24 protein-coding genes, 1 tRNA gene and 1 riboswitch are annotated in these 22,544 nt (G+C 52.8%); of the genes, 15 read left to right on the forward strand and 10 right to left on the reverse strand.

The features are described from left to right. Positions 1–24: 24 nt before the first annotated feature. The 6 genes from ACXLHR_RS14810 to ACXLHR_RS14835 all read left to right on the forward strand — a co-directional run bounded on the left by ACXLHR_RS14810 (position 25) and on the right by ACXLHR_RS14835 (position 5,773). Positions 25–483 carry a copper chaperone PCu(A)C gene (locus tag ACXLHR_RS14810; protein WP_458792159.1) on the forward strand — a complete coding sequence of 153 codons (459 nt, stop codon included), beginning with the start codon at positions 25–27 and terminating at the stop codon, positions 481–483. A gap of 89 nt (positions 484–572) precedes the next feature. Continuing rightward, positions 573–992: a c-type cytochrome gene (locus tag ACXLHR_RS14815; protein WP_458792160.1), complete on the forward strand. Its 420-nt coding sequence runs from the start codon at positions 573–575 to the stop codon at positions 990–992. A 110-nt stretch (positions 993–1,102) separates the two neighbouring features. After that, positions 1,103–2,902 carry an adenine deaminase gene (locus tag ACXLHR_RS14820; RefSeq protein ID WP_458792161.1) on the forward strand — a complete coding sequence of 600 codons (1,800 nt, stop codon included), beginning with the start codon at positions 1,103–1,105 and terminating at the stop codon, positions 2,900–2,902. Beyond that, entirely contained in the window at positions 2,899–4,368 is a 1,470-nt protein-coding gene (locus ACXLHR_RS14825; protein ID WP_458792162.1) for an AMP nucleosidase, read from the forward strand. The genes ACXLHR_RS14820 and ACXLHR_RS14825 overlap by 4 nt, the downstream gene beginning before the upstream one ends. A 134-nt stretch (positions 4,369–4,502) precedes the next feature. Further along, on the forward strand, positions 4,503–4,790 hold the full coding sequence (locus ACXLHR_RS14830) for an HU family DNA-binding protein (protein ID WP_458792163.1): 288 nt from the start codon (positions 4,503–4,505) through the stop codon (positions 4,788–4,790). A 92-nt stretch (positions 4,791–4,882) separates the two neighbouring features. After that, on the forward strand, positions 4,883–5,773 hold the full coding sequence (locus ACXLHR_RS14835; RefSeq protein ID WP_458792164.1) for a DMT family transporter: 891 nt from the start codon (positions 4,883–4,885) through the stop codon (positions 5,771–5,773). On the opposite strand, the gene ACXLHR_RS14840 is transcribed toward ACXLHR_RS14835, so the two are convergent. Together ACXLHR_RS14840 and aroC are read right to left on the reverse strand one after the other, a co-directional pair. Beyond that, on the reverse strand, positions 5,756–6,334 hold the full coding sequence (locus ACXLHR_RS14840; protein WP_458792165.1) for an HD domain-containing protein: 579 nt from the start codon (positions 6,332–6,334) through the stop codon (positions 5,756–5,758). The genes ACXLHR_RS14835 and ACXLHR_RS14840 overlap by 18 nt on opposite strands. Positions 6,335–6,396: 62 nt before the next feature. Continuing rightward, on the reverse strand, positions 6,397–7,503 hold the full coding sequence (gene aroC, locus ACXLHR_RS14845; protein WP_458792166.1) for a chorismate synthase: 1,107 nt from the start codon (positions 7,501–7,503) through the stop codon (positions 6,397–6,399). A 137-nt stretch (positions 7,504–7,640) separates the two neighbouring features. Next, a riboswitch (TPP riboswitch) is annotated at positions 7,641–7,738 on the forward strand. A 36-nt stretch (positions 7,739–7,774) separates the two neighbouring features. Here aroC and thiB point away from each other — a divergent pair. The 3 genes from thiB to ACXLHR_RS14860 are packed head-to-tail and all read left to right on the forward strand — an operon-like array spanning position 7,775 to position 10,945. Further along, the gene (gene thiB / locus ACXLHR_RS14850; protein ID WP_458792167.1) at positions 7,775–8,761 is read left to right on the forward strand and encodes a thiamine ABC transporter substrate binding subunit; all 987 of its coding nucleotides are present in this window, start codon (positions 7,775–7,777) and stop codon (positions 8,759–8,761) included. Beyond that, complete coding sequence (locus ACXLHR_RS14855) at positions 8,737–10,263, forward strand: thiamine/thiamine pyrophosphate ABC transporter permease ThiP (protein WP_458792168.1); 1,527 nt, start codon at positions 8,737–8,739, stop codon at positions 10,261–10,263. Before thiB ends, ACXLHR_RS14855 begins: the two co-directional genes overlap by 25 nt. Beyond that, positions 10,250–10,945 (forward strand): thiamine ABC transporter ATP-binding protein, encoded by a 696-nt coding sequence (locus tag ACXLHR_RS14860; protein WP_458792169.1) that lies wholly within the window; start codon positions 10,250–10,252, stop codon positions 10,943–10,945. The genes ACXLHR_RS14855 and ACXLHR_RS14860 overlap by 14 nt, the downstream gene beginning before the upstream one ends. 67 nt (positions 10,946–11,012) lie before the next feature. Here ACXLHR_RS14860 and ACXLHR_RS14865 read toward each other — a convergent pair whose 3' ends face one another. Genes ACXLHR_RS14865 through petA form a run of 3 tightly spaced genes read right to left on the reverse strand, consistent with a single transcriptional unit; the run spans position 11,013 to position 13,789 of the window. Then, positions 11,013–11,867: a cytochrome c1 gene (locus ACXLHR_RS14865; protein WP_458792170.1), complete on the reverse strand. Its 855-nt coding sequence runs from the start codon at positions 11,865–11,867 to the stop codon at positions 11,013–11,015. Between the two features lie 11 nt (positions 11,868–11,878). Next, positions 11,879–13,216: a cytochrome b gene (locus ACXLHR_RS14870; RefSeq protein ID WP_458792171.1), complete on the reverse strand. Its 1,338-nt coding sequence runs from the start codon at positions 13,214–13,216 to the stop codon at positions 11,879–11,881. A gap of 12 nt (positions 13,217–13,228) precedes the next feature. Beyond that, the gene (petA, locus tag ACXLHR_RS14875) at positions 13,229–13,789 is read right to left on the reverse strand and encodes a ubiquinol-cytochrome c reductase iron-sulfur subunit (RefSeq protein ID WP_458792172.1); all 561 of its coding nucleotides are present in this window, start codon (positions 13,787–13,789) and stop codon (positions 13,229–13,231) included. Between the two features lie 402 nt (positions 13,790–14,191). Here petA and ACXLHR_RS14880 point away from each other — a divergent pair, with 402 nt between their 5' ends. Beyond that, a complete protein-coding gene (locus ACXLHR_RS14880) occupies positions 14,192–14,806 on the forward strand; it encodes an outer membrane protein (RefSeq protein WP_458792173.1) in 615 nt (204 codons plus the stop codon). Positions 14,807–14,833: 27 nt separating this feature from the next. Here ACXLHR_RS14880 and ACXLHR_RS14885 read toward each other — a convergent pair whose 3' ends face one another. From ACXLHR_RS14885 to dapF, 4 genes are read right to left on the reverse strand one after another with little or no spacing between them, the layout of a single operon-like run. After that, positions 14,834–15,433: a glutathione S-transferase gene (locus tag ACXLHR_RS14885; RefSeq protein WP_458792174.1), complete on the reverse strand. Its 600-nt coding sequence runs from the start codon at positions 15,431–15,433 to the stop codon at positions 14,834–14,836. Between the two features lie 21 nt (positions 15,434–15,454). Beyond that, positions 15,455–16,081: a glutathione S-transferase gene (locus tag ACXLHR_RS14890; protein ID WP_458792175.1), complete on the reverse strand. Its 627-nt coding sequence runs from the start codon at positions 16,079–16,081 to the stop codon at positions 15,455–15,457. 25 nt (positions 16,082–16,106) lie between these two features. Next, positions 16,107–17,366 carry a tRNA (N(6)-L-threonylcarbamoyladenosine(37)-C(2))-methylthiotransferase MtaB gene (gene mtaB, locus ACXLHR_RS14895; RefSeq protein ID WP_458792176.1) on the reverse strand — a complete coding sequence of 420 codons (1,260 nt, stop codon included), beginning with the start codon at positions 17,364–17,366 and terminating at the stop codon, positions 16,107–16,109. Beyond that, the gene (gene dapF, locus ACXLHR_RS14900; RefSeq protein WP_458792177.1) at positions 17,363–18,178 is read right to left on the reverse strand and encodes a diaminopimelate epimerase; all 816 of its coding nucleotides are present in this window, start codon (positions 18,176–18,178) and stop codon (positions 17,363–17,365) included. The genes mtaB and dapF overlap by 4 nt, the downstream gene beginning before the upstream one ends. Before the next feature lie 95 nt (positions 18,179–18,273). Between dapF and ACXLHR_RS14905 the strand changes: the two genes are divergently transcribed. The 5 genes from ACXLHR_RS14905 to ACXLHR_RS14925 all read left to right on the forward strand — a co-directional run bounded on the left by ACXLHR_RS14905 (position 18,274) and on the right by ACXLHR_RS14925 (position 20,909). Further along, positions 18,274–18,349, forward strand: a tRNA-Lys gene (locus ACXLHR_RS14905). Between the two features lie 250 nt (positions 18,350–18,599). Then, positions 18,600–19,634 carry an IS110 family RNA-guided transposase gene (locus ACXLHR_RS14910; RefSeq protein WP_458792178.1) on the forward strand — a complete coding sequence of 345 codons (1,035 nt, stop codon included), beginning with the start codon at positions 18,600–18,602 and terminating at the stop codon, positions 19,632–19,634. 188 nt (positions 19,635–19,822) lie between these two features. Next, complete coding sequence (locus ACXLHR_RS14915) at positions 19,823–20,002, forward strand: hypothetical protein (protein ID WP_458792179.1); 180 nt, start codon at positions 19,823–19,825, stop codon at positions 20,000–20,002. Between the two features lie 22 nt (positions 20,003–20,024). Further along, the gene (locus tag ACXLHR_RS14920) at positions 20,025–20,222 is read left to right on the forward strand and encodes a hypothetical protein (protein ID WP_458792180.1); all 198 of its coding nucleotides are present in this window, start codon (positions 20,025–20,027) and stop codon (positions 20,220–20,222) included. A gap of 273 nt (positions 20,223–20,495) precedes the next feature. Next, complete coding sequence (locus ACXLHR_RS14925) at positions 20,496–20,909, forward strand: hypothetical protein (protein ID WP_458792181.1); 414 nt, start codon at positions 20,496–20,498, stop codon at positions 20,907–20,909. A 610-nt stretch (positions 20,910–21,519) separates the two neighbouring features. Here ACXLHR_RS14925 and ACXLHR_RS14930 read toward each other — a convergent pair. Beyond that, the gene (locus ACXLHR_RS14930) at positions 21,520–22,458 is read right to left on the reverse strand and encodes an IS110 family RNA-guided transposase (protein WP_458789636.1); all 939 of its coding nucleotides are present in this window, start codon (positions 22,456–22,458) and stop codon (positions 21,520–21,522) included. Positions 22,459–22,544: the final 86 nt, after the last annotated feature.

Here is a 22,544-nt window from a genome sequence, read left to right on the forward strand (position 1 = left end):
TTTTGGCGATGTAAAGGACATCAAATGACAGCGAACATACTACTTTCCATAGCGCTTATTTCCTTACCGGCAATCACAGTGGCACATGACTACAAGGTGGGGGATCTTGTGATCGACCATCCTGTTGCGCATGAAACCATAAAGTCTGCCATGTCGGGCGCAGGTTACTTTGGCGTGACCAATAACGGCGATACCGATGACCGTTTACTTACAGTGACGGCCGATTTTCCGCGTGTGATGATGCATGACACCACCTTGGCTGATGGTGTTGCCACGATGATGCACCTTGCTGAGGGTATTGTGGTGCCAGCGGGGGGCAGTGTGACGTTTTCACCAGGCGGTAAGCATGTGATGTTCATGGGTCTCAAAGGGGACCCTTTTGAGATCGGCGAAGAAATCCCTGCGATATTGACGTTCGAGAATGCAGGCGATGTCGCAATTGTTTTTAATGTCGAGGCAATGGGCATCGCACATGACCACTAACTTGCTATTTGATATCGGCATATAGGCCACTAAGTAACGACTCAAGCGGGGATAGTCCCTGTGGTCGTTTGATTAAAAGGAAAATGGACATGAGAACTCTCCCTCTTGTTGCAATCTTCACGGCTCTTGCCGTTCCTGCATTTGCCGAGGGCGATATTGCCGCTGGCGAAGAGCAATTCAACCGCCAGTGCGTTTCTTGCCACGTTGTACGCAATGAAGCTGGCGATGTGCTGGCAGGCCGCAACGCAAAAACAGGTCCTAACCTGTACGGCATCGTTGGTCGCGCACTTGGCTCCGAAGAAGGTTTCCGTTACGGTGATAGCCTTCTTGTTGCTGGTGAATCTGGCATGGTTTGGGATGAAGAAAGCTTTGTCGGCTATGTTCTAGACCCGACCGGTTGGTTGCGCGAAGTAACGGGTGACCCACGTGCGCGCGGTAAAATGGCCTATAAAGTGCGTGATGAGCAAGAAGCCCTCGATATTTATACCTATATCGCCTCGCTCCAATAAGGTTTCTATCTGACGATTGAAATGGGCCGCTTGCATCACGCTGGCGGCCTTTCTTATTGGCCAATGCAAGACCCCCTTGAACCATTTGAAAATCGGTGAAACATTTGGGGATGGAAAACATCATGAAATCTTGGGCCGAAGTTGCCCCCCGCTTGGTCGCTGTTGCAGCAGGGCGTAGTCCCGCAGATCTGGTCGTGCGAGGTGGCACGCTGGTGAATGTGCAAACCCGCGAAATACTGGATGGCTGGCAAGTGGCGGTGGTAGACGGGCGTTTCGCTTATGTTGGTCCTGACGCGTCCCATTGCATTGGACCGGATACGGAAATCATCGAGGCAAACGGCCGCTTTCTGATCCCGGGTCTTTGCGACGGGCACATGCATATCGAATCTGGCATGCTGACACCCGCGGAATTCGCTGCCGCTGTCATTCCGCACGGCACAACAACAATGTTTACCGACCCGCATGAAATCGCAAATGTGCTTGGGCTGGCTGGCGTGCGTATGATGCATGACGAGGCGCTGATGCAGCCCGTTAACATCTACACCCAAATGCCGTCCTGCGCGCCCTCCGCACCGGGCCTTGAGACGACAGGCTTCAAAATTTCCGCCGAAGATGTGGCTGAGGCAATGATGTGGCCTGGCATTATCGGGCTTGGTGAAATGATGAATTTCCCGGGTGTCGTAAACGGCGATCCGCAGATGCTTGCTGAAATGGCCGCGACCATGAACGCAGGTAAGGTTGTTGGCGGTCACTATGCCAACCCCGACAAGGGAATAGCATTCTCGGCCTATGTTGCCGGTGGCCCCGCTGATGATCACGAAGGAACCGCCGAAGCTGACGCAATCGCCGGTGTTCGCCTCGGTATGAAGTCAATGATGCGTCTTGGCTCGGCATGGTATGATGTCAAAAGCCAGATAACCGCCGTAACTGAAAAAGGGCTCGATCCGCGCAATTTCATCTTGTGTACCGATGACTGTCACTCTGGAACGCTTGTGAATGAAGGACATATGAACCGTGCCGTGCGCCATGCAATCGACTGTGGCTGCGACCCGTTAATCGCGCTTCAAATGGCCACAATTAACACGGCCACACACTTTGGATTAGAGCGGGAGTTGGGATCAATCACGCCGGGCAGGCGGGCTGATATGATCCTGACGTCGGATCTAAAAACACTCCCGATTGAACATGTCATCGCACGCGGCAAAACCGTGGCGAAAGACGGTAAAATCACCGTGAGCTGTCCGCACTATGCATGGCCCGACAGCGCACGCGAAACTGTGAATATGGGCAAAACTCTTATCGACACTGATTTTGAAATCTACGCCCCCAACGGGAAAAACACAGTTACCGCCAAAGTCATCGGTGTTGTCGAAAACCAAGCGCCGACAGAGGCGTTAACTGCTGATTTACCTGTCACCAATGGCATTGTTGAAGGCGTAAATGGTACCTGTCAAATCGCATTGGTCGAACGGCATCGGGCAACGGGCGATGTCGTAAACGGCTTTGTGTCCGGTTTTGGATACACTGGCGATATGGCTATCGCATCAACAGTTGCGCACGATAGCCACCACATGATTGTGGTCGGTACAGATCGCGTAAACATGGCCTTGGCCGCGAACCGCTTGGGCGAGGTTGGTGGTGGCGTTACGGTCTGGAAAGACGGACAGGAACTTTCGCTTGTTAAACTCCCAATCGCGGGGCTCATGTCAGATAGACCCGCATCCGAGGTCGCAGCAAAAGCCGATGAGATGGTCGCGGCCATGGCGACTTGCGGTTGCACCCTGAATAACGCTTACATGCAGCATTCGCTATTGGCGTTAGTTGTCATACCCGCGTTACGTATTTCTGATCTGGGCTTGGTTGATGTGACAAAGTTTGAGATCACGTCTCTATTTGAGGACACTGAATGAGTATCAAAATCCGGACGCCCGATGCGCCCGCACACGAGACCTACATGGACGCCAACGCCGCCGTCAAACGCCTGCAAGAGCTTTATGATATGGCGACCAAGTTTTTAGGCGAAAATTTCAACGATGCGATTACCAGCGGCCAACCTGACGCTCGCATTCGTGCCTATTATCCAGAGATCCGGTTTACCACGACAAGCCACGCTAAAACCGACTCCCGTCTGTCATTTGGACATGTCGCAGAACCGGGTGAGTATTCTACAACGGTCACACGGCCCGATTTGTTTGAAAATTACCTCATACAGCAAATCGGCCTGATCATAGAAAGCCATGGTGTCCCTGTTGTGATCGGCGTTTCCACGACTGAAATGCCCGTTCATTTTGCAGTGGCGAATAACGCGAGCATATCTGTTCCCCATGACGGCAGTCTGGATTTTACGCTTCGCGATAGTTTTGACGTTCCAGACCTTTCCACGACCCATGACAGCATCGTAAACGGAAACGGGTTTGTCTATCCCGACGGCGCGCACCCGCTCGCACCTTTCACGGCACAACGGATCGACTATTCACTTTCGCGACTGTCACACTATACGGCCACCGCAGCTGAGCATTTCCAAAACCACGTGCTTTTCACCAACTACCAATTCTATGTTGAAGAGTTCGAATCTTATGCGCGACATGTTCTGGCTGACCCTCATAGCGGCTACACCAGTTTTGTCGGTACCGGCAACATCGAGATCACCGACCCTAGCGCGCCCATGCAGTCTCCTGCCAAACTACCGCAAATGCCGACCTACCATTTGAAACGAAAGGGCGGCGGCGGTATCACATTGGTCAACATCGGTGTCGGTCCGTCAAACGCCAAAACCGCAACCGACCATATCGCAGTATTGCGACCGCATGCGTGGTTAATGGTCGGACACTGCGCTGGGCTGCGCAACTCGCAACGGCTAGGTGATTATGTTCTAGCGCACGCTTACCTGCGCGAAGATCACGTGCTTGACGACGACTTGCCTATTTGGGTCCCAATCCCTGCATTAGCTGAAATCCAGATCGCTTTAGAGACGGCGGTGGCAAACGTGACTGAACTGCAAGGGTTTGAGTTGAAGCGGATCATGCGCACCGGAACTGTGGCGACGATCGACAATCGAAACTGGGAATTGCGCGAACACTCTGGCCCCGTACAGCGGCTCTCTCAATCTCGTGCTATTGCGCTGGATATGGAAAGTGCGACAATCGCGGCCAACGGATTTCGGTTTCGCGTTCCCTACGGAACCCTGCTGTGCGTCAGCGACAAACCCCTTCACGGCGAGTTGAAACTGCCGGGAATGGCTTCGGATTTCTATAAAACACAGGTCGCAAGCCACCTTCGTATCGGTATTCAGGCGATGGAAATTCTACGCGAAATGCCCCTTGAGAGGATTCACAGCCGCAAGTTGCGTAGCTTTGAAGAGACAGCTTTCCTTTGAAGTCGTAAAAAGCTGCAAAAAAATGCTAAAACGGGCGTTTTTTTGCGCAACACTCGTTGTGGATGGGCACAAGATGCCGTTAACTGTGCGCACATGAGGCCCAATAAATCGGGCGAAAAGATGGAGACCAGAAAATGGCAAAACCAATGACGAAAGCACAGCTTGTTGCAGCACTTGCAGAAGATATGGGCGTAGACAAAAAAGCCGCAGGCGCAGCGCTTGATGCCGTTTGTACTCTGATCACACGCGAAGTGTCCGGCGGCGGCGCGGTCACACTTCCAGGCGTTGGCAAGATTTATTGCCGTGAACGTCCAGAGCGCATGGTGCGTAACCCTGCCACTGGCGAGCAAATCAAAAAAGATGCAGACAAAGTTGTCAAAATGACAATCGCGAAGGCACTGAAAGATTCAGTTAACGACTAAGTCGTGATTTATAGAATTCGTAAGAAGGCCGTCCAGATTGGATGGCCTTTTTGCATTCTCGACCATCATAATATTTGAAATAGGTGCGTGCGATGGACATGAAAGCAATCCTTATGGGCCTCGCCTTTGCCGCGATGTGGTCGTCCGCGTTTACCTCGGCGCGCATCATCGTCGAATACGCACCACCTCTTACGGCATTGAGCCTGCGGTTTCTGGTGTCGGGGATCGTCGGTATCATCATCGCTAAGCTGCTTGGACAAACCATGCAGCTTAGCCGCAAACAGTGGGTCGGCGTTTTCATTTTCGGACTTTGTCAAAACGCACTCTACCTCGGCATGAATTTCATCGCGATGCAAACGATCCAAGCCTCGCTTGCGGCGATTATCGCCTCGACAATGCCACTTCTCGTCGCACTTGCGGGCTGGCTGCTCATGGGGCAGCGCATCCGACCTCTGGGTATCATAGGATTGGTTGCAGGCGTCATCGGAGTTAGCATCATCATGGGCGCGCGGCTTCAAGGCGGGGTTGACCCGTTTGGTTTGGCGCTCTGCATCTTTGGTGTGATCTCACTTACAGTCGCGACACTCGCTGTCTTAGGTGCAAGCTCGGGCGGCAACGTTCTTATGATCGTAGGGCTGCAAATGCTCGTCGGCAGCGCGCTTCTGGCTGGTCCAGCCATTGTATTTGAAACATTTGAGGTGACATGGAGCTGGCAACTGATCGTGGCCTTCCTTTACACAACGCTGGTGCCAGGACTACTTGCAACTTGGGTCTGGTTCCTGCTTGTCGGACGGATGGGCGCGGTTAAAGCGTCGACATTCCACTTCCTCAACCCGTTCTTCGGCGTCGCAATCGCAGCGGTTTTGTTGGGCGAAACCTTAGGTCGGGCCGATATATTGGGCGTTGCCGTTATTGCCGGCGCGATTTTGGCGGTGCAAATATCCAAGCAGCCGCCTCCCAAGCCCTCACCAACCGCTGGCTGACACATCTAACTCGCTTGCCAGTTGATCTAGAAAATCGCGCAAAACATTGGCGCGATCTTGCGCTAGCATCCGTCCGGTTTTAGTTTGCATTGTCGCGGGCAAGCCGAGCAGCTTGACCTTAAAATGATCGACGGCATAGGCCTTTTCATTCAACGGGCGCGCCGTGCCAAATGGGTCACCACCATGAAACAATGCACCACCCAAAACACCTGTTGTCGCAAAGCAACGCGCGATCCCAATCGCACCAAGTGCCTCGATACGATCCGCATCTTGTAAAACTTTGGCTTCTAAGGTCTCGGGGGTAATATTCGCCGAAAAACTATGCGCTTCGATAGCGTGGCATGTCGCGTTAATCTGCTGATCAGTCAATCCAAAACCAGCCAACGCAGGGCGCGCGGCCTGCGCCGATAACCTAGAGGCGCGCGTCCGCTCCGGGCTATCTTTCGGCACTGAAACCAAATCATGCAAGTAACATGACGCCAAAAGGACTGCCATATCACAGGGCTCCTCGCCGCCCGAAATGACCTTCGCATTCGCCCAGACCCGATCTGTATGCGACACATCGTGCGCCGCATCTCCACTCCCATTTGCATTCAGATATGCTCGTAGAGCAGTGCGTAGCATCATCCGATTTTACCCCTGACGCCACCTGTTTGGCCGCGATCTAACAGCAGGTGATCAAGAATCACACAGGCCATCATCGCTTCCCCAACAGGTACAGCACGGATGCCGACACACGGATCATGACGGCCCTTTGTGATAACTTCCATCGGTGATCCGTCCATGCGGATCGACTTGCGAGGGCTCAAGATCGAAGACGTCGGTTTGACCGCAAAACGCACTACAATATCTTGGCCCGTGCTGATCCCGCCCAGAATACCGCCAGCGTGGTTGCTGGAGTACTTGGGATGCCCGTCGTTCCCCATGAAAATCTCGTCAGCATTATCGCGGCCCGTCAGAGATGCCGCATTCATACCTTCGCCAATTTCGACACCTTTCACAGCATTGATCGACATCATAGCGGCCGCCAGATCAGTGTCTAACTTGCCATAAACTGGGGCACCGATGCCCGCAGGCACGCCGCGTGCAACAACCTCGATTATTGCCCCGACAGAGTTGTGATCATCTTTCCGAAGCCATGCCAAATAGTTATTCCACTCCGCCGCAGCGTCAGCATCAGGGCAAAAGAAATCATTGCGATCAATCTCGTCCCAATCAACTTTGGCGTGGTCAATTTTCTTTGACCCCATCTGGGTCATGTAGCCTCTGATCTGAACATTTGGCGCCATGGCGGCAATCGCCTCGCGTGCCACACCGCCCGCCGCAACGCGCGCTGCGGTTTCACGAGCTGACGAACGACCACCGCCACGATAATCGCGCACACCATATTTTTGGTGATAGGTAATATCTGCATGACCAGGACGAAACGTATTCGCGATATCACCATAGTCCTTGGATCGTTGGTCGGTGTTGCGGATCATTAACTGAATAGGCGTTCCAGTCGTGACACCTTCAAACACGCCTGACAGAATCTCGACCTCATCAGCCTCTTGGCGCTGGGTCGTATTCTTATTCAGGCCGGGGCGGCGCTTGTTCAACCATTGCTGGATCATACTCGCATCAATCGGCACGTTCGGCGGACATCCGTCAATCGTCGCACCCAATGCTGGCCCGTGGCTTTCGCCCCAAGTAGTGAACCGGAAAAAATGGCCAAATGTGTTCATCGACATGGGAATGCTCCTTTGTATTCGCGATACGGTAAAGTTGCTCCTTGGAAAAGCCCAGCAATCTAACGCACAGCACAATTGTGGCTATTTTCCCTCGACATCGACACCCACTTGCCAATCCGACACATTCATCCTACCAAAGTGACACCTCGGGGGGCCATTTTGGCTGAGATGCGCAAGCGGACCCGTTGAACCTGAACCGGTTAAGACCGGCGGAGGGAAGGTCTGGCAATCATGCTGTCCCCCAATCCGCTCGTCGCATTTGGAGGATACGATGGAAAAACCAATCATTCTGACAGCTGCTGCGGCATTTGCTTTGGCAACACCTGCCTTAGCTGAAATGCCAGTGCTGACTGTCTTAACATATGACAGCTTTACGAGCGAGTGGGGTCCTGGTCCCGCGATAGAGGTCGCATTTGAAGAAATCTGCGCCTGTGACCTGCAATTTGTGGGTGCAGGTGATGGTGCTGCCTTGCTGGCACGCTTGCAACTGGAAGGGCCACGCACAGATGCAGATATTGTGTTGGGTTTGGATACAAACCTGACCGCAAGCGCGCGCGAAACCAATCTATTTGGGCCACACGGTGTGACCGCGGAGTTCAACTTGCCAGTCGCTTGGGATGACGCAGAGTTTTTACCGTTTGACTGGGGCTACTTCGCCTTTGTTGGCAACAAGGGAGAGACGGCACCAACGTCTTTGCGGGCGCTTGCAGACAGCGACGTCAAGGTGGTCATTCAAGACCCGCGTTCCTCGACTCCGGGCCTTGGCCTTTTGATGTGGGTGCAGGCTGCCTACGGCGATGATGCGCTCGCGCTTTGGGCAGATCTTGCTGATAACATTGTCACTGTGACCCCCGGCTGGTCTGAGGCTTATGGACTTTTCTTGCAGGGAGAGGCGGATGGGGTTTTGTCTTACACAACATCGCCCGCTTACCATCTGATTGCGGAAGATGACGGCAGTAAAGTTGCGTGGCTCTTTGACGAAGGGCACTACATACAAGTCGAAGTCGCAGCTAAACTAGCAGGCACAGACCAACCGGAATTAGCAGATCAATTCATGGCATTCATGGTGTCCGACGCGTTTCAATCGATCATTCCAACAACCAATTGGATGTACCCGGCTGTTATGCCGGCAGACGGTTTGCATGACGGTTTTGATGATTTGGTGACGCCTTCCAAATCACTGCTCTTCTCGTCCGAGGATGCATTGGCTTTGCGCGCAGAGGCACTGGACAAATGGCGCACAGCCCTTTCTCAATAACGCCGCGCTGGCCCGGTGGCATTGCTGCCGGGCTTGTGCTTGCGTTGACGTTGGGAACGCTGGGGGCCGTGCTGTTTCGTGCTGACCTGACATCTGGTCTAGGTGCGGCTGACTGGTCTGCCATCCGCTTTACAATCAGTCAGGCATTCGTCTCGGCTGCCCTGAGCTGCCTGCTGGCCGTTCCTGTGGCGCGGGCATTGGCGCGTCGCACTTTTTTGGGGCGATCTTTGCTGATCACGTTGTTGGGCGCGCCTTTCTTATTGCCTGTCGTGGTGGCTGTTCTTGGTATTTTAGCCGTGTTTGGGCGTGGCGGGATCGTGAACTCTTTGCTTGGTTGGGCCGGAATTCCGCTGATTAACATCTATGGTTTTCATGGGGTCGTGCTGGCGCATGTGTTTTTCAATTTGCCGCTGGTCACACGACTTATTCTCCAATCGTGGCTCTCGATCCCGTCAGAGCGGTTCCGGCTTGCGGCCAGTCTTGGCGCACCCGTGGGGACCCTGATTGAGCGACCGATGTTGCGCTCGGTGCTTCCCAGCGCGTTCCTCGTGGTATTCCTGATTTGCCTGACCAGTTTTGCCGTAGCGCTTACTTTAGGTGGCGGGCCACAAGCGACGACGGTGGAGTTGGCCATCTATCAGGCGCTGCGGTTTGATTTTGACCTTGGACGGGCGGGATTGCTGGCAGCCGTGCAGTTCGGGATCTGTGCAGGCGCGGCGATTCTGGCATGGAAATTCAGTATCGCTGATATGTCAGGGGCAGGGCTGGATCGCAGCGTGCGGCGATGGGATGGAAGCCCTGTGCATGACGGAATTTACATTAGCCTCGCAGTTTTATTCCTGATCCTCCCACTCGGCATGGTCATATGGCGCGGATTGCCGGGGTTGGCCGAGCTGCCACCAGAGATATGGCGTGCGGCCTGGCGGTCGATTCTCGTCGCAATAGCATCGGCGACGATCTGCATGGTGCTGACACTGGTACTTGCGCTGCGTGGCGGGCGGATGGTCGCAATGGTCGGGGTGCTGCCGCTTGCGGCATCGTCATTGGTTATTGGCACGGGCTTGTTTCTGATGATCTACCCATTCGCTAACCCCGCAAAGCTTGCACTTGCGGTGACCGCAGTCACAAACGCAACCTTGGCGCTGCCTTTTGCGCTTCGAGCTGTGAGCCCTGCTGCCATGAAAGTTGAGGCAGATTTCGGCAGGCTCGGTGCGTCGCTCGGGTTGCACCCATCGGTTTGGATTATACGCATTATGCTACCACGATTGCGCGCACCGATCGGATTTGGCGCAGGATTGGCGGCGGCACTTTCTATGGGTGATCTTGGAGTGATCACACTTTTTGCAGGGGACGCCCAAGAAACCCTTCCACTGGCGATGTATAGGTTGATGGGAGCATATAAAATGGACGCAGCAGCCGGAGCAGCCCTTTTGTTGCTATCGCTTAGCCTTGGATTATTCTGGATCTGCGATAAAGGAGGACGCGGCAATGTTGACATTTGATCAGCTTGAATTGGTGCAAGGCGAATTTCGACTGCGGGCCGATATTGTAATCAAGCCAGCGACGATCACAGCACTGATGGGCCCGTCCGGAGCGGGAAAATCTACGTTTCTTTCTGCAATCGCGGGTTTCTTGCTTGTAGATTCCGGGGAAATAGTTTTTAATGAAACCCGTATAGATGCCCTAGCCGTGGCAAAGCGGCCTGTTAGTATTTTATTCCAAGATAACAATCTTTTCCCACATCTCACAATCGCTGATAATGTTGGTCTGGGTCTGCGCGCGACCCTGAAACTGAAAGCAGCTGAACGAAAACATGTTGAGGATGTGCTCGCAGATGTCGGGCTTTCAGGGCTAGGTGGACGTAAACCCGCTGGGCTTTCAGGTGGGCAGCAAAGCCGTGCCGCACTGGCGAGGATACTGCTTGCAGGGCGACCTATCGTGCTGCTGGACGAGCCGTTTGCGGCACTTGGGCCGCGGTTGAAAGAAGAAATGCTGGATTTGGTGAAATCGCGACTGGCGGGTCGCGCGGTGATTATGGTGACACATGACCCAGCAGACACAAAACGCATTGCTGATAATGTCTGTGTTGTCGCTGACGGGCTCGTATTTGCACCTGTAAATACAGTTGATATTTTCGCCAATCCTCCGCCGGCCCTGCGCGACTATCTCGGAGAAATGGGTTAAAACCCATCCCACCACAAACGCAAAAGGCCCGCCAAATTGGCGGGCCTTTGTAACAGTCTAGGCAATCTTAGTCTTCGTGCTTATGCTTGTGTGGCGCCCACAACCGCTTGTTTGTGAGATACAAAAGCACGGACAAAAGAGACAAGAACAGAACGCCGGTCAAACCAGCTTGTTTGCGTGCCATCATTTTTGGTTCAGCCGCCCACATCAAGAATGCAGCAACATCTTCTGCTTCATTTTCAATTGAGTTGGAATGACCATCGTCAAAGTCCAGATCTTCGCCGTAAAGCGGCTGTGCCATCGCGATCCAAGAGCCGGGTACCATATGATGACCCTCCTCGTCGATGCACTCTTCGGGAAAGCCGCCGGCTGCAAATGCCGCGTTATACGAGCCTTCAAAATCTTCAGGCGCGCACGCAGGCGGTTCTTCGTAGCCGATCATGAGCGATGCAATATATTCAGCTCCGCCCATCCCGTTAAACAACTGGCTTAGTCCTGTTCCATATGGGCCATGAAAGCCTGCGCGCGCTTTCGCCATCAAAGACAGGTCAGGTGCGGCTTCAAGTCCCGAACCCGGGAATTTATCCGCAGGAGTAGCATTGCGGAAATCGCCATTGCCATCGTCAAGTGCTGGGTCAAAGACCTCTAAACCGTCTGCATAGGCGCGCATCTGGTCTTCGGGTAGCGCAGGGCCGCCTTCGTCATGAAGGTTGCGAAATGCGACCAGTTCCAAACCGTGACATGCACTGCAAACCTCGGTGTAGATTTTCAGGCCACGTTGTAGCTGGTTTTGATCAAAGGAGCCGAACGGGCCTTCGAAAGAGAAATCGAAGTCGACGAGGTGCACTTCGGATTCAGCAACCGCAGTGCTGGCGGAAACCGCCAGAACAGTTGCTAGGGTGAGTTTACGGAACATCTTCATTTGTCCTTTCCTCACTCGGCCGGTTTGACGGTTGAGCCGTCAGTTTTTGGACCGTAGTGCGCGTTGAAATCATCTTCGATTGTTGCTGGCGGTGTCAGCGGCTTCTCGATCACACCCAAAAGCGGAAGGATGACAAGGAAGTATGCAAACCAATATGTTGCGCCAAGCAAAGAAATGTACGGGTAGATACCATCCGTTGGCATCGCGCCGACCCACATAAGCACAACAAAGTCGACTGACAGTAGGGCGAACCACCACTTGAACATCGGACGGAACCGACCAGAGCGAACCGATGATGTGTCCAACCAAGGTGCCAGTGCCATCACAAAGATAGCGCCAAACATCGCCAACACACCAAAGAACTTGGCATCAATAATGCCGAAGCTGAGGAAGTTAACGATCTGAACAACCCAGACGTCAGCGGTGAAGGCCCGCAAGATCGCGTAGAATGGCAGGAAGTACCATTCTGGAACGATGTGCGATGGGGTGACCAGCGCGTTTGCCGGAGTATAGTTGTCAGGATGACCAAGGTAGTTCGGCATGAAGCCGACAACCGCCATAAAGATAGCCAGGATAACAGCTAAGGCGAACAGGTCTTTGATCACAAAGTAGGGCCAGAAAGGCAGTGTGTCTTTTTTGGCTTCATCAACACTGCCGCGACGCACTTCAACACCAGTCGGGTTGTTGTTGCCTGTGTGGTGGAACGCCCAGATGTGCACGATCACAAGACCAGCAATGACGAACGGCAGTAAATAGTGCAGCGAGAAGAATCTGTTCAATGCAGGTTGGCCAACGGCGCCCGCACCAAGCAACCAAGTCTGAAGCGATTCACCGATGAATGGTATCGCGCCAAATAGACCTGTAATAACGGCCGTCCCGTGGAAGGACATCTGCCCCCATGGAAGAACATAACCCAAGAAACCAGCAGCCATCATGAGAACATAAATCAACATGCCGATGATCCAAGTAATCTCGCGTGGCGCTTTATAAGAGCCATAGTAAAGGCCGCGGAACATGTGAACATAAACAGCAAAGAAGAACAGTGATGCGCCATTCATGTGGAAATAGCGCAGCATATGCCCGCCATTAACGTCACGCATGATGTGTTCAACAGAGGTGAACGCCATATCAACGTGCGGCGTGTAGTGCATGACCAGCACGATACCTGTCGCAATCTGCAAAACAAGTGTGAAAGCAAGGACAATGCCCCAGATCCACATCCAGTTAAGGTTTTTCGGGGTCGGGGCGGTTAGCGTGCTGTAAAGCAGGCTGATGATCGGAAGACGGGATTCAACACCTTTGGTGAAGTTCGACTTCGGCTCATAATGGTCGTGGGGAATACCAGACATATTCTGCTCTCCTTAACCGAGTTGAATTGTTGTTTCGTCCACGAAGGACGCAACAGGAATGAGAAGGTTGCGCGGTGCAGGGCCTTTGCGAATACGACCGGATGTGTCGTAGTGTGAACCGTGACATGGGCAGAACCAACCGCCAAAATCACCGGATTCACCTAAAGGTACACAGCCAAGGTGCGTGCAAATGCCCATCTGAACCAACCAGACACCGTCCTCGGACAGGGCGCGGTTTTCATCAGATGCATCCGCACCGACAACAGCGTTTTCATTCTCTGCACGTTGATCGGGCAACTCGGACATATCAACGGCGCGAGCGGCTGCGATTTCGTCCTCTGTGCGGGCGCGGATAAATACCGGCTTACCCTGCCACAGCACGGTTAGCTGTGTTCCCGGGTCAATAGCGCTGACGTCAACGCGGATAGAAGCCAACGCTAGGACATCCGCGGATGGATTCATTTGGTTTACGAGGGGCCAAACAGCCGCGCCTGTAACTACTGCACCCGCACCTGCGGTTGCATAGTAAATAAAGTCGCGGCGAGTGCCTTGATGGTCTTCTGCATGTGACACGAGGTGCATCTCCGGTGGTTGGGGCCCGTCGACCCACACGAAAAATCAAATAATGTTTACCCATTATCTATTCTGGCGGTGTTTAGCCACCAAAACCCTATCCGTCCAGCGGACAATAAGGCGCAGGTGTGATAAGACTACACTCATGCACAAAAATCACAAACAGATCATGAACGGAAATGACGATCGCTGGAGGTGAAATTCACTTGCGCCGAAAGCACAGCGCTGGCGGACATGAGGGTGCGGCGCTTTGACTGGGATGACACTTAGGCAATTGGTGATTAACAGTATTGTTACACCCGCTTGTCATGATCCCCGCACAGGCATACTAATCTTACGAATACTCAATGAAAGCCATGCGCGATGTTAAACAAGACTATAACAGCAACTGCCCTCTTATGCTTGGCGCCACTTAGCGCGTCCGCAGAAGTAGAACTTAGCTTTTACAGCGGCGCCCAAAACTCGCCGCATTCGGTTGTTTCGGTCACTGGCGATCCGGACATCCCTAGCGATCGGTTTCGGATGGGGTGGGTCGGTAAATCTATGGACGCGCCTATCTATTACGGCCTGCGTGCGACAATCTGGAAAACACCGTCCTTCGGTTACGGCCTTGATTTTACACATAACAAAATTTACCCCAATGAAGGCGATCTCGAAAAGGCGGGTTATAAAACGCTCGAATTTACGGATGGGCTAAACACACTGACTGTAAACGCATATCGGCGCTGGCAAAACGCAATTGGCAATTTCACACCCTATGTCGGTGGCGGACTTGGGGTCGCGATCCCACACGTTGAAGTCACCTACGGGGCAAGCGAAACATTCGGCTACCAAGTGACTGGCGCTGCGGTAACGTGGTTGGCTGGCGCAAGCTATCCGATCAACGACAAATGGTCCGTATTCGGCGAATACAAAGGCACATATAGCCAAAACGTCGCTGACCTCGACTCAGGGGGCACGCTCAAAACCGACGTCGTTACCAACGCGGTTAACCTCGGTCTTAGCTTTAAGTTCTAAACGTTACGGGATGGGTTAAAACCCATCCTACACCTTCGTGGCAACCATACTATCACGCGCCTCAAACGCCGCGAACCACTCTGCTAACGCTGCATTTCCGTTGCGCCAGCCACGGGCATCATGGCGCAGGTCCAAATATCCCAGCGCACAGGCAACGCCTACCTGACCCATATCCAGGGGCCCAGCCAAATGGCTCATCCAACGCCCATTGATATCGGCGATTGCGCGAGCAATCTTACCCCAATGCGCGTCCGTCCAAACGGCATACTGCTTATCCTCCGGGCGCAACCGTGATTCGTAGACGATCGACACAGCCGAGTCCATGATGGCATCAGCCAAAGCTTCTAGCGTCAAAACCTCCCAGATTCGTCCCTCTGGATATAATCCTGCGCCCGCGTGATCATTCAGAAATCTTGTAATCACACGACTATCAAAAATTGCTGGTCCATCCTCGCGAATCAACGTGGGAATTCGCCCTGTCGGATTTGCCGCCACGACCGATGCATCGGTGTTTAACGCACTTGTCGACACTTCCACTTCTTCAACCGTATCGTTCAGGTTGGCCTCACAGATCAGAACACGGACCTTACGCACATAGGGTGAGGAGGGGGACATCAGTAATTTCATAGGACGGCTCCTTGGGGGTTGCTAGAATAAAACGTCATCTTGACCGTCTTGCCAAGGCTCATACTTTTCCATCACTGACGTAAACGCCTCGGATTTCAAAAATGCATTCAACCAGCGCTGCAAATGCGGCCAATCCTGTGCATCAAACCACGCCCGATCGGTATTCGCAAACTGGCGCACAAACGGCAATATCGCCATATCAGCCAAAGATTGCGCTCCATATAGCCAATCCTGCCCATCAAGCATCCCATCCAACGTTCGCAAAAACGTAGCCCCCTCGGCGCGGGCGACCTTTCGTGTGCCATCCACATGACGCACATGGTATTTGTAACGATCTAGCGCAGATTTAAACGGCCCATCCGACTGCGCAATCAAATCAAAACCGCCTTCTGGCAGGTTCAGCCAGCCTTCTGGATCATTTTGCGCAAGCGCCCAGCGCATAACATCAAGGCTCTGGTCTATGACGTAGTCGTGCGCTTGCACCACCGGAACGGTACCCTTGGGAGAAGCGAGCAGCATCTCGACCGGTTTGTCACGTAACAGGATTTCCCTTAACCGGACCTGGACCCCGCTGGCCTTAATCGCAAGCCGCGCGCGCATCGCATAAGGGCAGCGCCTGAATGACCAAAGAATAGGTGGCTGTGGCATATGTCGAAGCCTCCGGCGGGACTATTTAAGAAAAAGCGAGGAGTTGCTTGCCGCGAACTCCGGAGATTTGCGTTGCGACTATCTGGCTCTCTGCTTGTGGGGTGTCAAAGATGACCTCAGCAAATTGTGCCGTGCGGCCCATGGTAGGACTCTCCATCAGAACTTGATGGTCCTTTCCCACCTGAGCGCTCAGGTGCTTGCTCACCTGCGCATCACCAGCCGCGCGCAATTGAGCAGCGCGCTCCTTAATAAACTTACCATTCACCGCAGGCATTCTCGCCGCAGGGGTGCCGATCCGTGCAGAATAGGGAAACACATGTAGCCACGTCAGATCGCACTCGCGCACAAGCGCCAGCGAATTTGCAAACATCGCATCGGTCTCAGTTGGAAATCCCGCAATAATATCAGCGCCATATGTCATATCAGGACGCAACTTACTTGCCTCTTCACAAAACCTGATCGCATCATCGCGCAAATGACGACGCTTCATGCGCTTAAGAATCATATCATCACCATGCTGCAACGATAGATGTAAATGCGGCATCAAACGCGGCTCAGTGGCAATCGCGCACATCAGGTTCTCATCCACCTCTATGCTATCAATCGAACTGATCCGCAGACGGGGCAAGTCGGGAATCAACTTCAAAATGCGCATCACCAGATCACCAAGCTTGGGCGTGGCGGGCAAATCAGCACCCCAAGAGGTCAAATCAACGCCCGTCAGCACCACCTCGTTATAGCCTTTATCCACCAACCGCTTGATCTGATCGACCACAACACCCGCAGGCACCGATCGCGAATTGCCACGACCGTAAGGAATGATGCAAAACGTGCAGCGATGATCACAGCCATTCTGAACCTGCACATACGCACGCGACCTTGTGCCAAACCCGTCAATCAAATGACCTGCCGTTTCAGTCACTGACATGATATCATTCACCTGAACGGCTTCGGTCTTGCCAATCAAATCAGGCGCCAAGCCAACCCAAGTTGCAGGATCCATCTTTTCCGTGTTGCCAATGACAATGTTCACCTCGGGCATATCCGAAAACGTCTTAGGCTCTGTCTGCGCAGCACACCCTGTCACAATAATCTGCGCATCAGGATGGGCGCGACGCTGCTTGCGGATGTCCTGCTTGGCCTTACGCACGGCCTCGGCAGTCACTGCGCAAGTATTGACGATAATCGCATTCTGAACGCCAGCCGCGCCCGCCAATTCCTTCATCGCCTCAGTCTCATAAGCGTTCAAACGGCAGCCGTGATTGGAAAATATCGGCGCGCTCATAACCGCCACATCCCGTCAAACACATGCGCCGTGGCGCCCGTCATCCAAACGCCATCGTCACGCCAGTCAATCATCAACGTGCCACCGTCCAAATCAATGCGCACCTGACGGCCTGTAAGGCCCCGCCTCGCCGCACCAACCGCAGTCGCGCAGGATGACGAGCCAGAGGCAAGCGTGACGCCCACGCCGCGCTCCCACACGCGCATACGCAGATGGTCTGGGCCAACCAAGGACGCAAACTGCACATTCGTGCGCTGCGGATACAGTGGATCATGCTCGGCCACCGCACCACGCGCCACCAAATCAATCGCGTCGGCGTCATCGACAAAAAAAGTGCAATGCGGATTGCCCATACCCGTCGCCACAGGGCTACCCTCAATCGGTAAGGCCAAAGTATCGACCTCGTACGCCAAAGGCACCTCGGACCAATCCAACTGCGGCTGGCCCATGTTAACTGAAACCGCGCCGTCACCCGCATCAACCGCAAACAACGTGCCACGATCCGTGGTGATCGTAAGCGCATCCTTACCAGTCTCATCCATCAAATACCGCGCAACACAGCGGGTCGCATTGCCACAGGCGGCAGACTGCGATCCATCAGCATTCCAAAACGTCAGATGCACATCCGAATCAGCACGTTCCGACAAAACGGCCAGCTGATCAAAGCCAACTCCGCGATGACGATCTGCAATCGCAATTGCTATCGAAGAATCAATGATTGGCAAAATTCCACGTTCATCGACAACAACAAAGTCGTTTCCAAGTCCGTGCATCTTCATGAATGGTAGATTTGTGGTATTTTTTTGGGTCATAAACGCGCATATAGACGCTGATCTGAAATGAATCCAGTACCAGACGCATTTGTGGGTTGACCGCGGCGCTAGGCTTTTCTAGATAGCCGCCTAGTGGGCCGGTAGCTCAGTTGGTAGAGCAACTGACTTTTAATCAGTAGGTCTCGGGTTCGGATCCCGACCGGCTCACCATTTATCTTTATATTACAGATACTTGCGTGGATTTTGAATCTAGCAACAATCGCGTAAAAAATCCGGAAGCTTATAGAAAGCGGATTTGGCATGTGTCGTTTGAAACACGGCCCAATAATCTTATCCCTCGTGTGTTGAGCGAATCGATCCGGACTGTTCGGCCCAAAGCATGCGTAATTGGGCTACCCTCTGTTCTGAGGTCGAGCTCCCGATAAGATCACAGGATGACTGTGAACAAGGGAGAAAGAAGATGGAATATTTTGCCGGAATAGACGTATCGCTTCGATCCTGTGCGCTTTGCATTGTTGATGGCAGAGGAAAAGTGCTTCTTGAACGAGAGCTGCCCTGCGAGATCAGCGATATCACTAAGTACCTTGCTGAGTTCGCACATCCGATTGAACGGGTGGGCTTTGAAGCGGGCACGATGAGCCAGCACCTGTACTTCGGTTTGACAGCAGAAGGCTTCGATGTGGTTTTCATGGAGGCGCGACAGGTCAATGCGGCGCTATCAGCAATGCGGAATAAAACTGACAAGAATGATGCTCGCGGGATAGCTCAAGTGCTACGCACGGGCTGGTTCAGCCCGGTACATATGAAGAGCCGAGAGGCCCATGGCGTCCGTGCCTTGCTTAGCACGCGCAAGGCATTGCTAAAGAAGACAATGGATCTAGCCAATGAAGTGCGCGGTTTATTAAAGATATTTGGCATTCGTCTGCCCAAGACTGTGCAGCACGGCAGTTTCGATGGTGTTGTCCGACCGATGATCGAGATGGATGACGTTCTGGCCCATGCCTTGGTGCCACTATTAGATGCACGTGTTGTGTTGTATCAGCACTTTCTGGAACTGGATCGGCGTGTCAAACGCGCCGCCAGCCAGGATGAGGTTTGTATGCGAATGATGACCGTTCCGGGTGTTGGACCGATTGCATCATTGACCTTCAAAGCCGCTGTGGACGATCCTACGCGCTTCAAACGGTCACGAACTGTAGGCGCGCATTTTGGGCTAACACCGCGACGATATCAGTCAGGTGAGCACGACAATCCTGGTCGTATATCGAAAGCGGGGGACAGAGACGTTCGCGCAACTTTGTATGCAGCTGCAAACGCTTTGCTGATGCGGACGATGGCCGGATCGCAGATCAAATCTTGGGGTATGCGGCTAATGCGCACCAAGGGTCGTCGTCGCGCCGTTGTAGCTGTCGCACGTAAACTCGCCGTCTTGCTCCACCGGATGTGGATAGATGGCACAGAATTCCGTCAGGACCAAGTGGGGGGCAAGGCATGACCTAAAGCCCAAACACCAATCCTAACGGGGTCGTCCCTCACCGGACGAGGTTCGTGGAAGAAGCCGAAAATGTCTGCTGCGCAACGTGAAGCGCGTCCCAAAGCAAGGCTCTCCACGTCCGATCCGACATATGCGTGCAGCGGTGCCATCACGGCATCAACCAGACTGCGAAGAGAAGCGTGACCCGGATGAGTGACAAAGACCCGGAAGAAAGAAAGAAGGAAAATGAGCTTGACCCAAACGCCCAATTAGAGAAGCCGACACTCCCTGTGATCAGTGTGCTCGGTTGGGGCTCTTCAAAGCAGCCGTTCGTTCAGCGTTTGGTTGCTCGCGTCCATGAATGGATTTTAGCTGCAACGTTTTGTTAACCGTGATGTGGGAAGAGTAGGCATGATATTACAGGTATGGAAAATTGAAGTCCCCTCAGCAGCCGCCAACAGCCTATCTATCCACGGTTGGGCATTGGCGCATACTGCGGACGAGGCGAAGTCACTGTCAGGCTTTAAAAACGCGATCATTCAACAAAAACCGGAGCATATTTGGGTCGCGCGAGAGCGTGTCGTATGGGAAAATCAACTTACCGGTTAACGTTGATTGGCAATTTCGGCCCATTGCAGACATTGAAACTGCTCCCTCGCGCCGCGCTGCAGACTTAAGTGGGTGGAACTCAAATTATAGGATAAATCGTAGTATGAGGTGAGCTGGATTAGCCACCCTTGACTGATTAGAATCTTGTCATTTTTCTCGGTATAGTTGACCTTGCCCAAGGTGGCAAAAAGGGCAAGAAAAATGAAGTTACGTAGCATTAAAAATTGGAAGAGCCCCGACACTTCTAAAGGATTACTCTTTTTTGCCTAAAGAATGGATGAACTTACATTTAGCTATACTCTTGATAGCTACCGAGCTCCGACTACGACAGCGCCTTTTTTGTTACGAGAAGCGATACGTTCTTTTGAACTGTGCGAGGAATTGGGCATATCTCCAAATGGATCACTGCACATTCTCGATGAGTTGGAGACTCGCTTGCGGAAAAATCCAATCGTGTCGGAGCTTTTAAGTCTTCGGTTAGAGAAATACCTCAATTATGATCGAAGCGATATCGGCGCCATTCTCCGGAAACTCCGTGTTTTGCAGGCTGAGTTGGATGCCAGAACATATACTATGACTGCTTTTGACCTAGTCAAAAATGCAGTAGAGACCGAGAAAAAGTTTGAAATTGACTTTCTCGCCCGTGAGATTGCTGCAAATTTGCAAAACCAGGGCGTCAGCGAATAGCACTTAAACAGACTGTATTAAGCACTTTCTTTTCCGATAATGAGGTTTCAGGCCCCGATATCCTTGTCAAATTGTTACAAGAGCTTTTCCCACACTCACACAAATATGACATAGCTTTGAAAATTACGACAAGCGTTGGCAACGTAAGGAAGGAAATTCTCAAGATTTTCAGCATGGAATTGACTACCAAACTTCCCGAGGAGTTCCATGAAACAACCGTTAGAAAATCGTTCCTGACCCTCGATTTAGGCGAAAATTACCTTATCCTCAAAGATATAAGAGCTCCAGACAGCAGTTCCGCGATGCAAACAGCAAATAATAGGGTTGAACGGCTTCACGACCTATTTGGTCTTTATTATCACAAAGGCTCCTTTTTCCTGAGCCCATTTGGGATAACGAAGAAAACGTGCTGTGACAAATCGCAAGTTTCCATCAGAACCGCAGTGAACCGAATGCATTTTGTAAGCGACAACCGGTCGGTAATCCCCCCATTTTTAACGGGGTGCGGCTGTAGAACTTACGCGGCCATTTTTAGTTTCTGTGCGGGTGTGATGCCGCCGATGCCCATATTCGGGCGGTCATTGTTGTAAGTCGAGAGTATCCGTCTTGATCAAGCGGTTTTTGGTGTCCATTTGCGATTAGCTTTGACAAGTGCATTTGCGATTTCGATTAGCTTCCGCATTATAGCGACAATTGCGACCTTGGCGGGTTTTCCCACGTCTCGTAGGTGTTCGTATTTTGCTTTGAGGTCTGGGTTCCAGCGCATGGCGACTAATGCGGGCATGTAAAGGGCATCGCGCAAGGGCTTGCGCCCGCTTCCGATGGACGCTTTGCCCTGCCATAATCCAGACTGGCGTGTGATGGGGGCGAGACCAGCCAGGCTGGCCACTTGTTTGCGATCTAGCGTGCCGAGTTCGGGCATCAGGGTCAATATTGCGGCAGCAGAAACAGCGCCGACACCGGGCATGGAACGCAAAATATCATGCGTACGTGCGGTGCTCTCCCGCGCCTGGATCAGCGCTGCTATCTCGGCGTCCAACTCAACGATCTGGCGTTCCACTAGCGTGAGACGCGCTTTGGTTTGGCGTTTCAGGAGAGATAACCCCTGAATTTGAGCACGGTTGCGCAATCTGGTGCGATCCTTGACCAACCCAGCCCGCGCAACATGCAAGTCTTTGAGGTCAATTGCTTCTTTCGGGAGAGGCACTTGTGGTTCAAGATTAAATGCCGCGCCCATAAGCGCCAACATTCGAGCATCGACTGCATCAGTCTTAGCTCTCGTACCATGGGCCTGCGCAAAACGGCGCGCCTGCAAAGGATTTACCTTGACCAATGGTAACACCTTCCCAAGTGTCGCTTCAAAGGCTTTGTGATACGATCCTGTCGGCTCGTAAACGACCCTCGCTACACGGGTCGCCTTGCCCAACCATCTGATAAGAGCACGGAAGCCTGTGATTGAATTATCGAAGCGTTTAGCCATGTCGTCTTCCAATCGAAACACGTCCAGATGGGATTTAGAAATGTCCACGCCAATGTTATGATCTGTCATATTCTCCATATCCTATGCTTGTCATACGTGACTTGTTGCACGCGTATCCGTTCAGGCCTTTGGGGAAGACGGCGGTTGATCAAACT

It is taken from the genome of Yoonia sp. MH D7, from assembly GCF_054439475.1.

Bases quoted from the DNA above. Each gene is read 5' to 3' on its own strand.
- ACXLHR_RS14810 (WP_458792159.1), top strand. From the start codon at position 25: ATGACAGCGAACATACTACTTTCCATAGCGCTTATTTCCTTACCGGCA.
- ACXLHR_RS14815 (WP_458792160.1), top strand. From the start codon at position 573: ATGAGAACTCTCCCTCTTGTTGCAATCTTCACGGCTCTTGCCGTTCCT.
- ACXLHR_RS14820 (WP_458792161.1), top strand. From the start codon at position 1,103: ATGGAAAACATCATGAAATCTTGGGCCGAAGTTGCCCCCCGCTTGGTC.
- ACXLHR_RS14825 (WP_458792162.1), top strand. From the start codon at position 2,899: ATGAGTATCAAAATCCGGACGCCCGATGCGCCCGCACACGAGACCTAC.
- ACXLHR_RS14830 (WP_458792163.1), top strand. From the start codon at position 4,503: ATGGCAAAACCAATGACGAAAGCACAGCTTGTTGCAGCACTTGCAGAA.
- ACXLHR_RS14835 (WP_458792164.1), top strand. From the start codon at position 4,883: ATGGACATGAAAGCAATCCTTATGGGCCTCGCCTTTGCCGCGATGTGG.
- aroC (WP_458792166.1), bottom strand. From the start codon at position 7,503: ATGTCGATGAACACATTTGGCCATTTTTTCCGGTTCACTACTTGGGGC.
- thiB (WP_458792167.1), top strand. From the start codon at position 7,775: ATGGAAAAACCAATCATTCTGACAGCTGCTGCGGCATTTGCTTTGGCA.
- ACXLHR_RS14855 (WP_458792168.1), top strand. From the start codon at position 8,737: ATGGCGCACAGCCCTTTCTCAATAACGCCGCGCTGGCCCGGTGGCATT.
- ACXLHR_RS14860 (WP_458792169.1), top strand. From the start codon at position 10,250: ATGTTGACATTTGATCAGCTTGAATTGGTGCAAGGCGAATTTCGACTG.
- ACXLHR_RS14865 (WP_458792170.1), bottom strand. From the start codon at position 11,867: ATGAAGATGTTCCGTAAACTCACCCTAGCAACTGTTCTGGCGGTTTCC.
- ACXLHR_RS14870 (WP_458792171.1), bottom strand. From the start codon at position 13,216: ATGTCTGGTATTCCCCACGACCATTATGAGCCGAAGTCGAACTTCACC.
- ACXLHR_RS14885 (WP_458792174.1), bottom strand. From the start codon at position 15,433: ATGAAATTACTGATGTCCCCCTCCTCACCCTATGTGCGTAAGGTCCGT.
- ACXLHR_RS14890 (WP_458792175.1), bottom strand. From the start codon at position 16,081: ATGCCACAGCCACCTATTCTTTGGTCATTCAGGCGCTGCCCTTATGCG.
- mtaB (WP_458792176.1), bottom strand. From the start codon at position 17,366: ATGAGCGCGCCGATATTTTCCAATCACGGCTGCCGTTTGAACGCTTAT.
- dapF (WP_458792177.1), bottom strand. From the start codon at position 18,178: ATGACCCAAAAAAATACCACAAATCTACCATTCATGAAGATGCACGGA.
- ACXLHR_RS14910 (WP_458792178.1), top strand. From the start codon at position 18,600: ATGGAATATTTTGCCGGAATAGACGTATCGCTTCGATCCTGTGCGCTT.
- ACXLHR_RS14915 (WP_458792179.1), top strand. From the start codon at position 19,823: ATGAGTGACAAAGACCCGGAAGAAAGAAAGAAGGAAAATGAGCTTGAC.
- ACXLHR_RS14920 (WP_458792180.1), top strand. From the start codon at position 20,025: ATGATATTACAGGTATGGAAAATTGAAGTCCCCTCAGCAGCCGCCAAC.
- ACXLHR_RS14925 (WP_458792181.1), top strand. From the start codon at position 20,496: ATGGATGAACTTACATTTAGCTATACTCTTGATAGCTACCGAGCTCCG.
- ACXLHR_RS14930 (WP_458789636.1), bottom strand. From the start codon at position 22,458: ATGACAGATCATAACATTGGCGTGGACATTTCTAAATCCCATCTGGAC.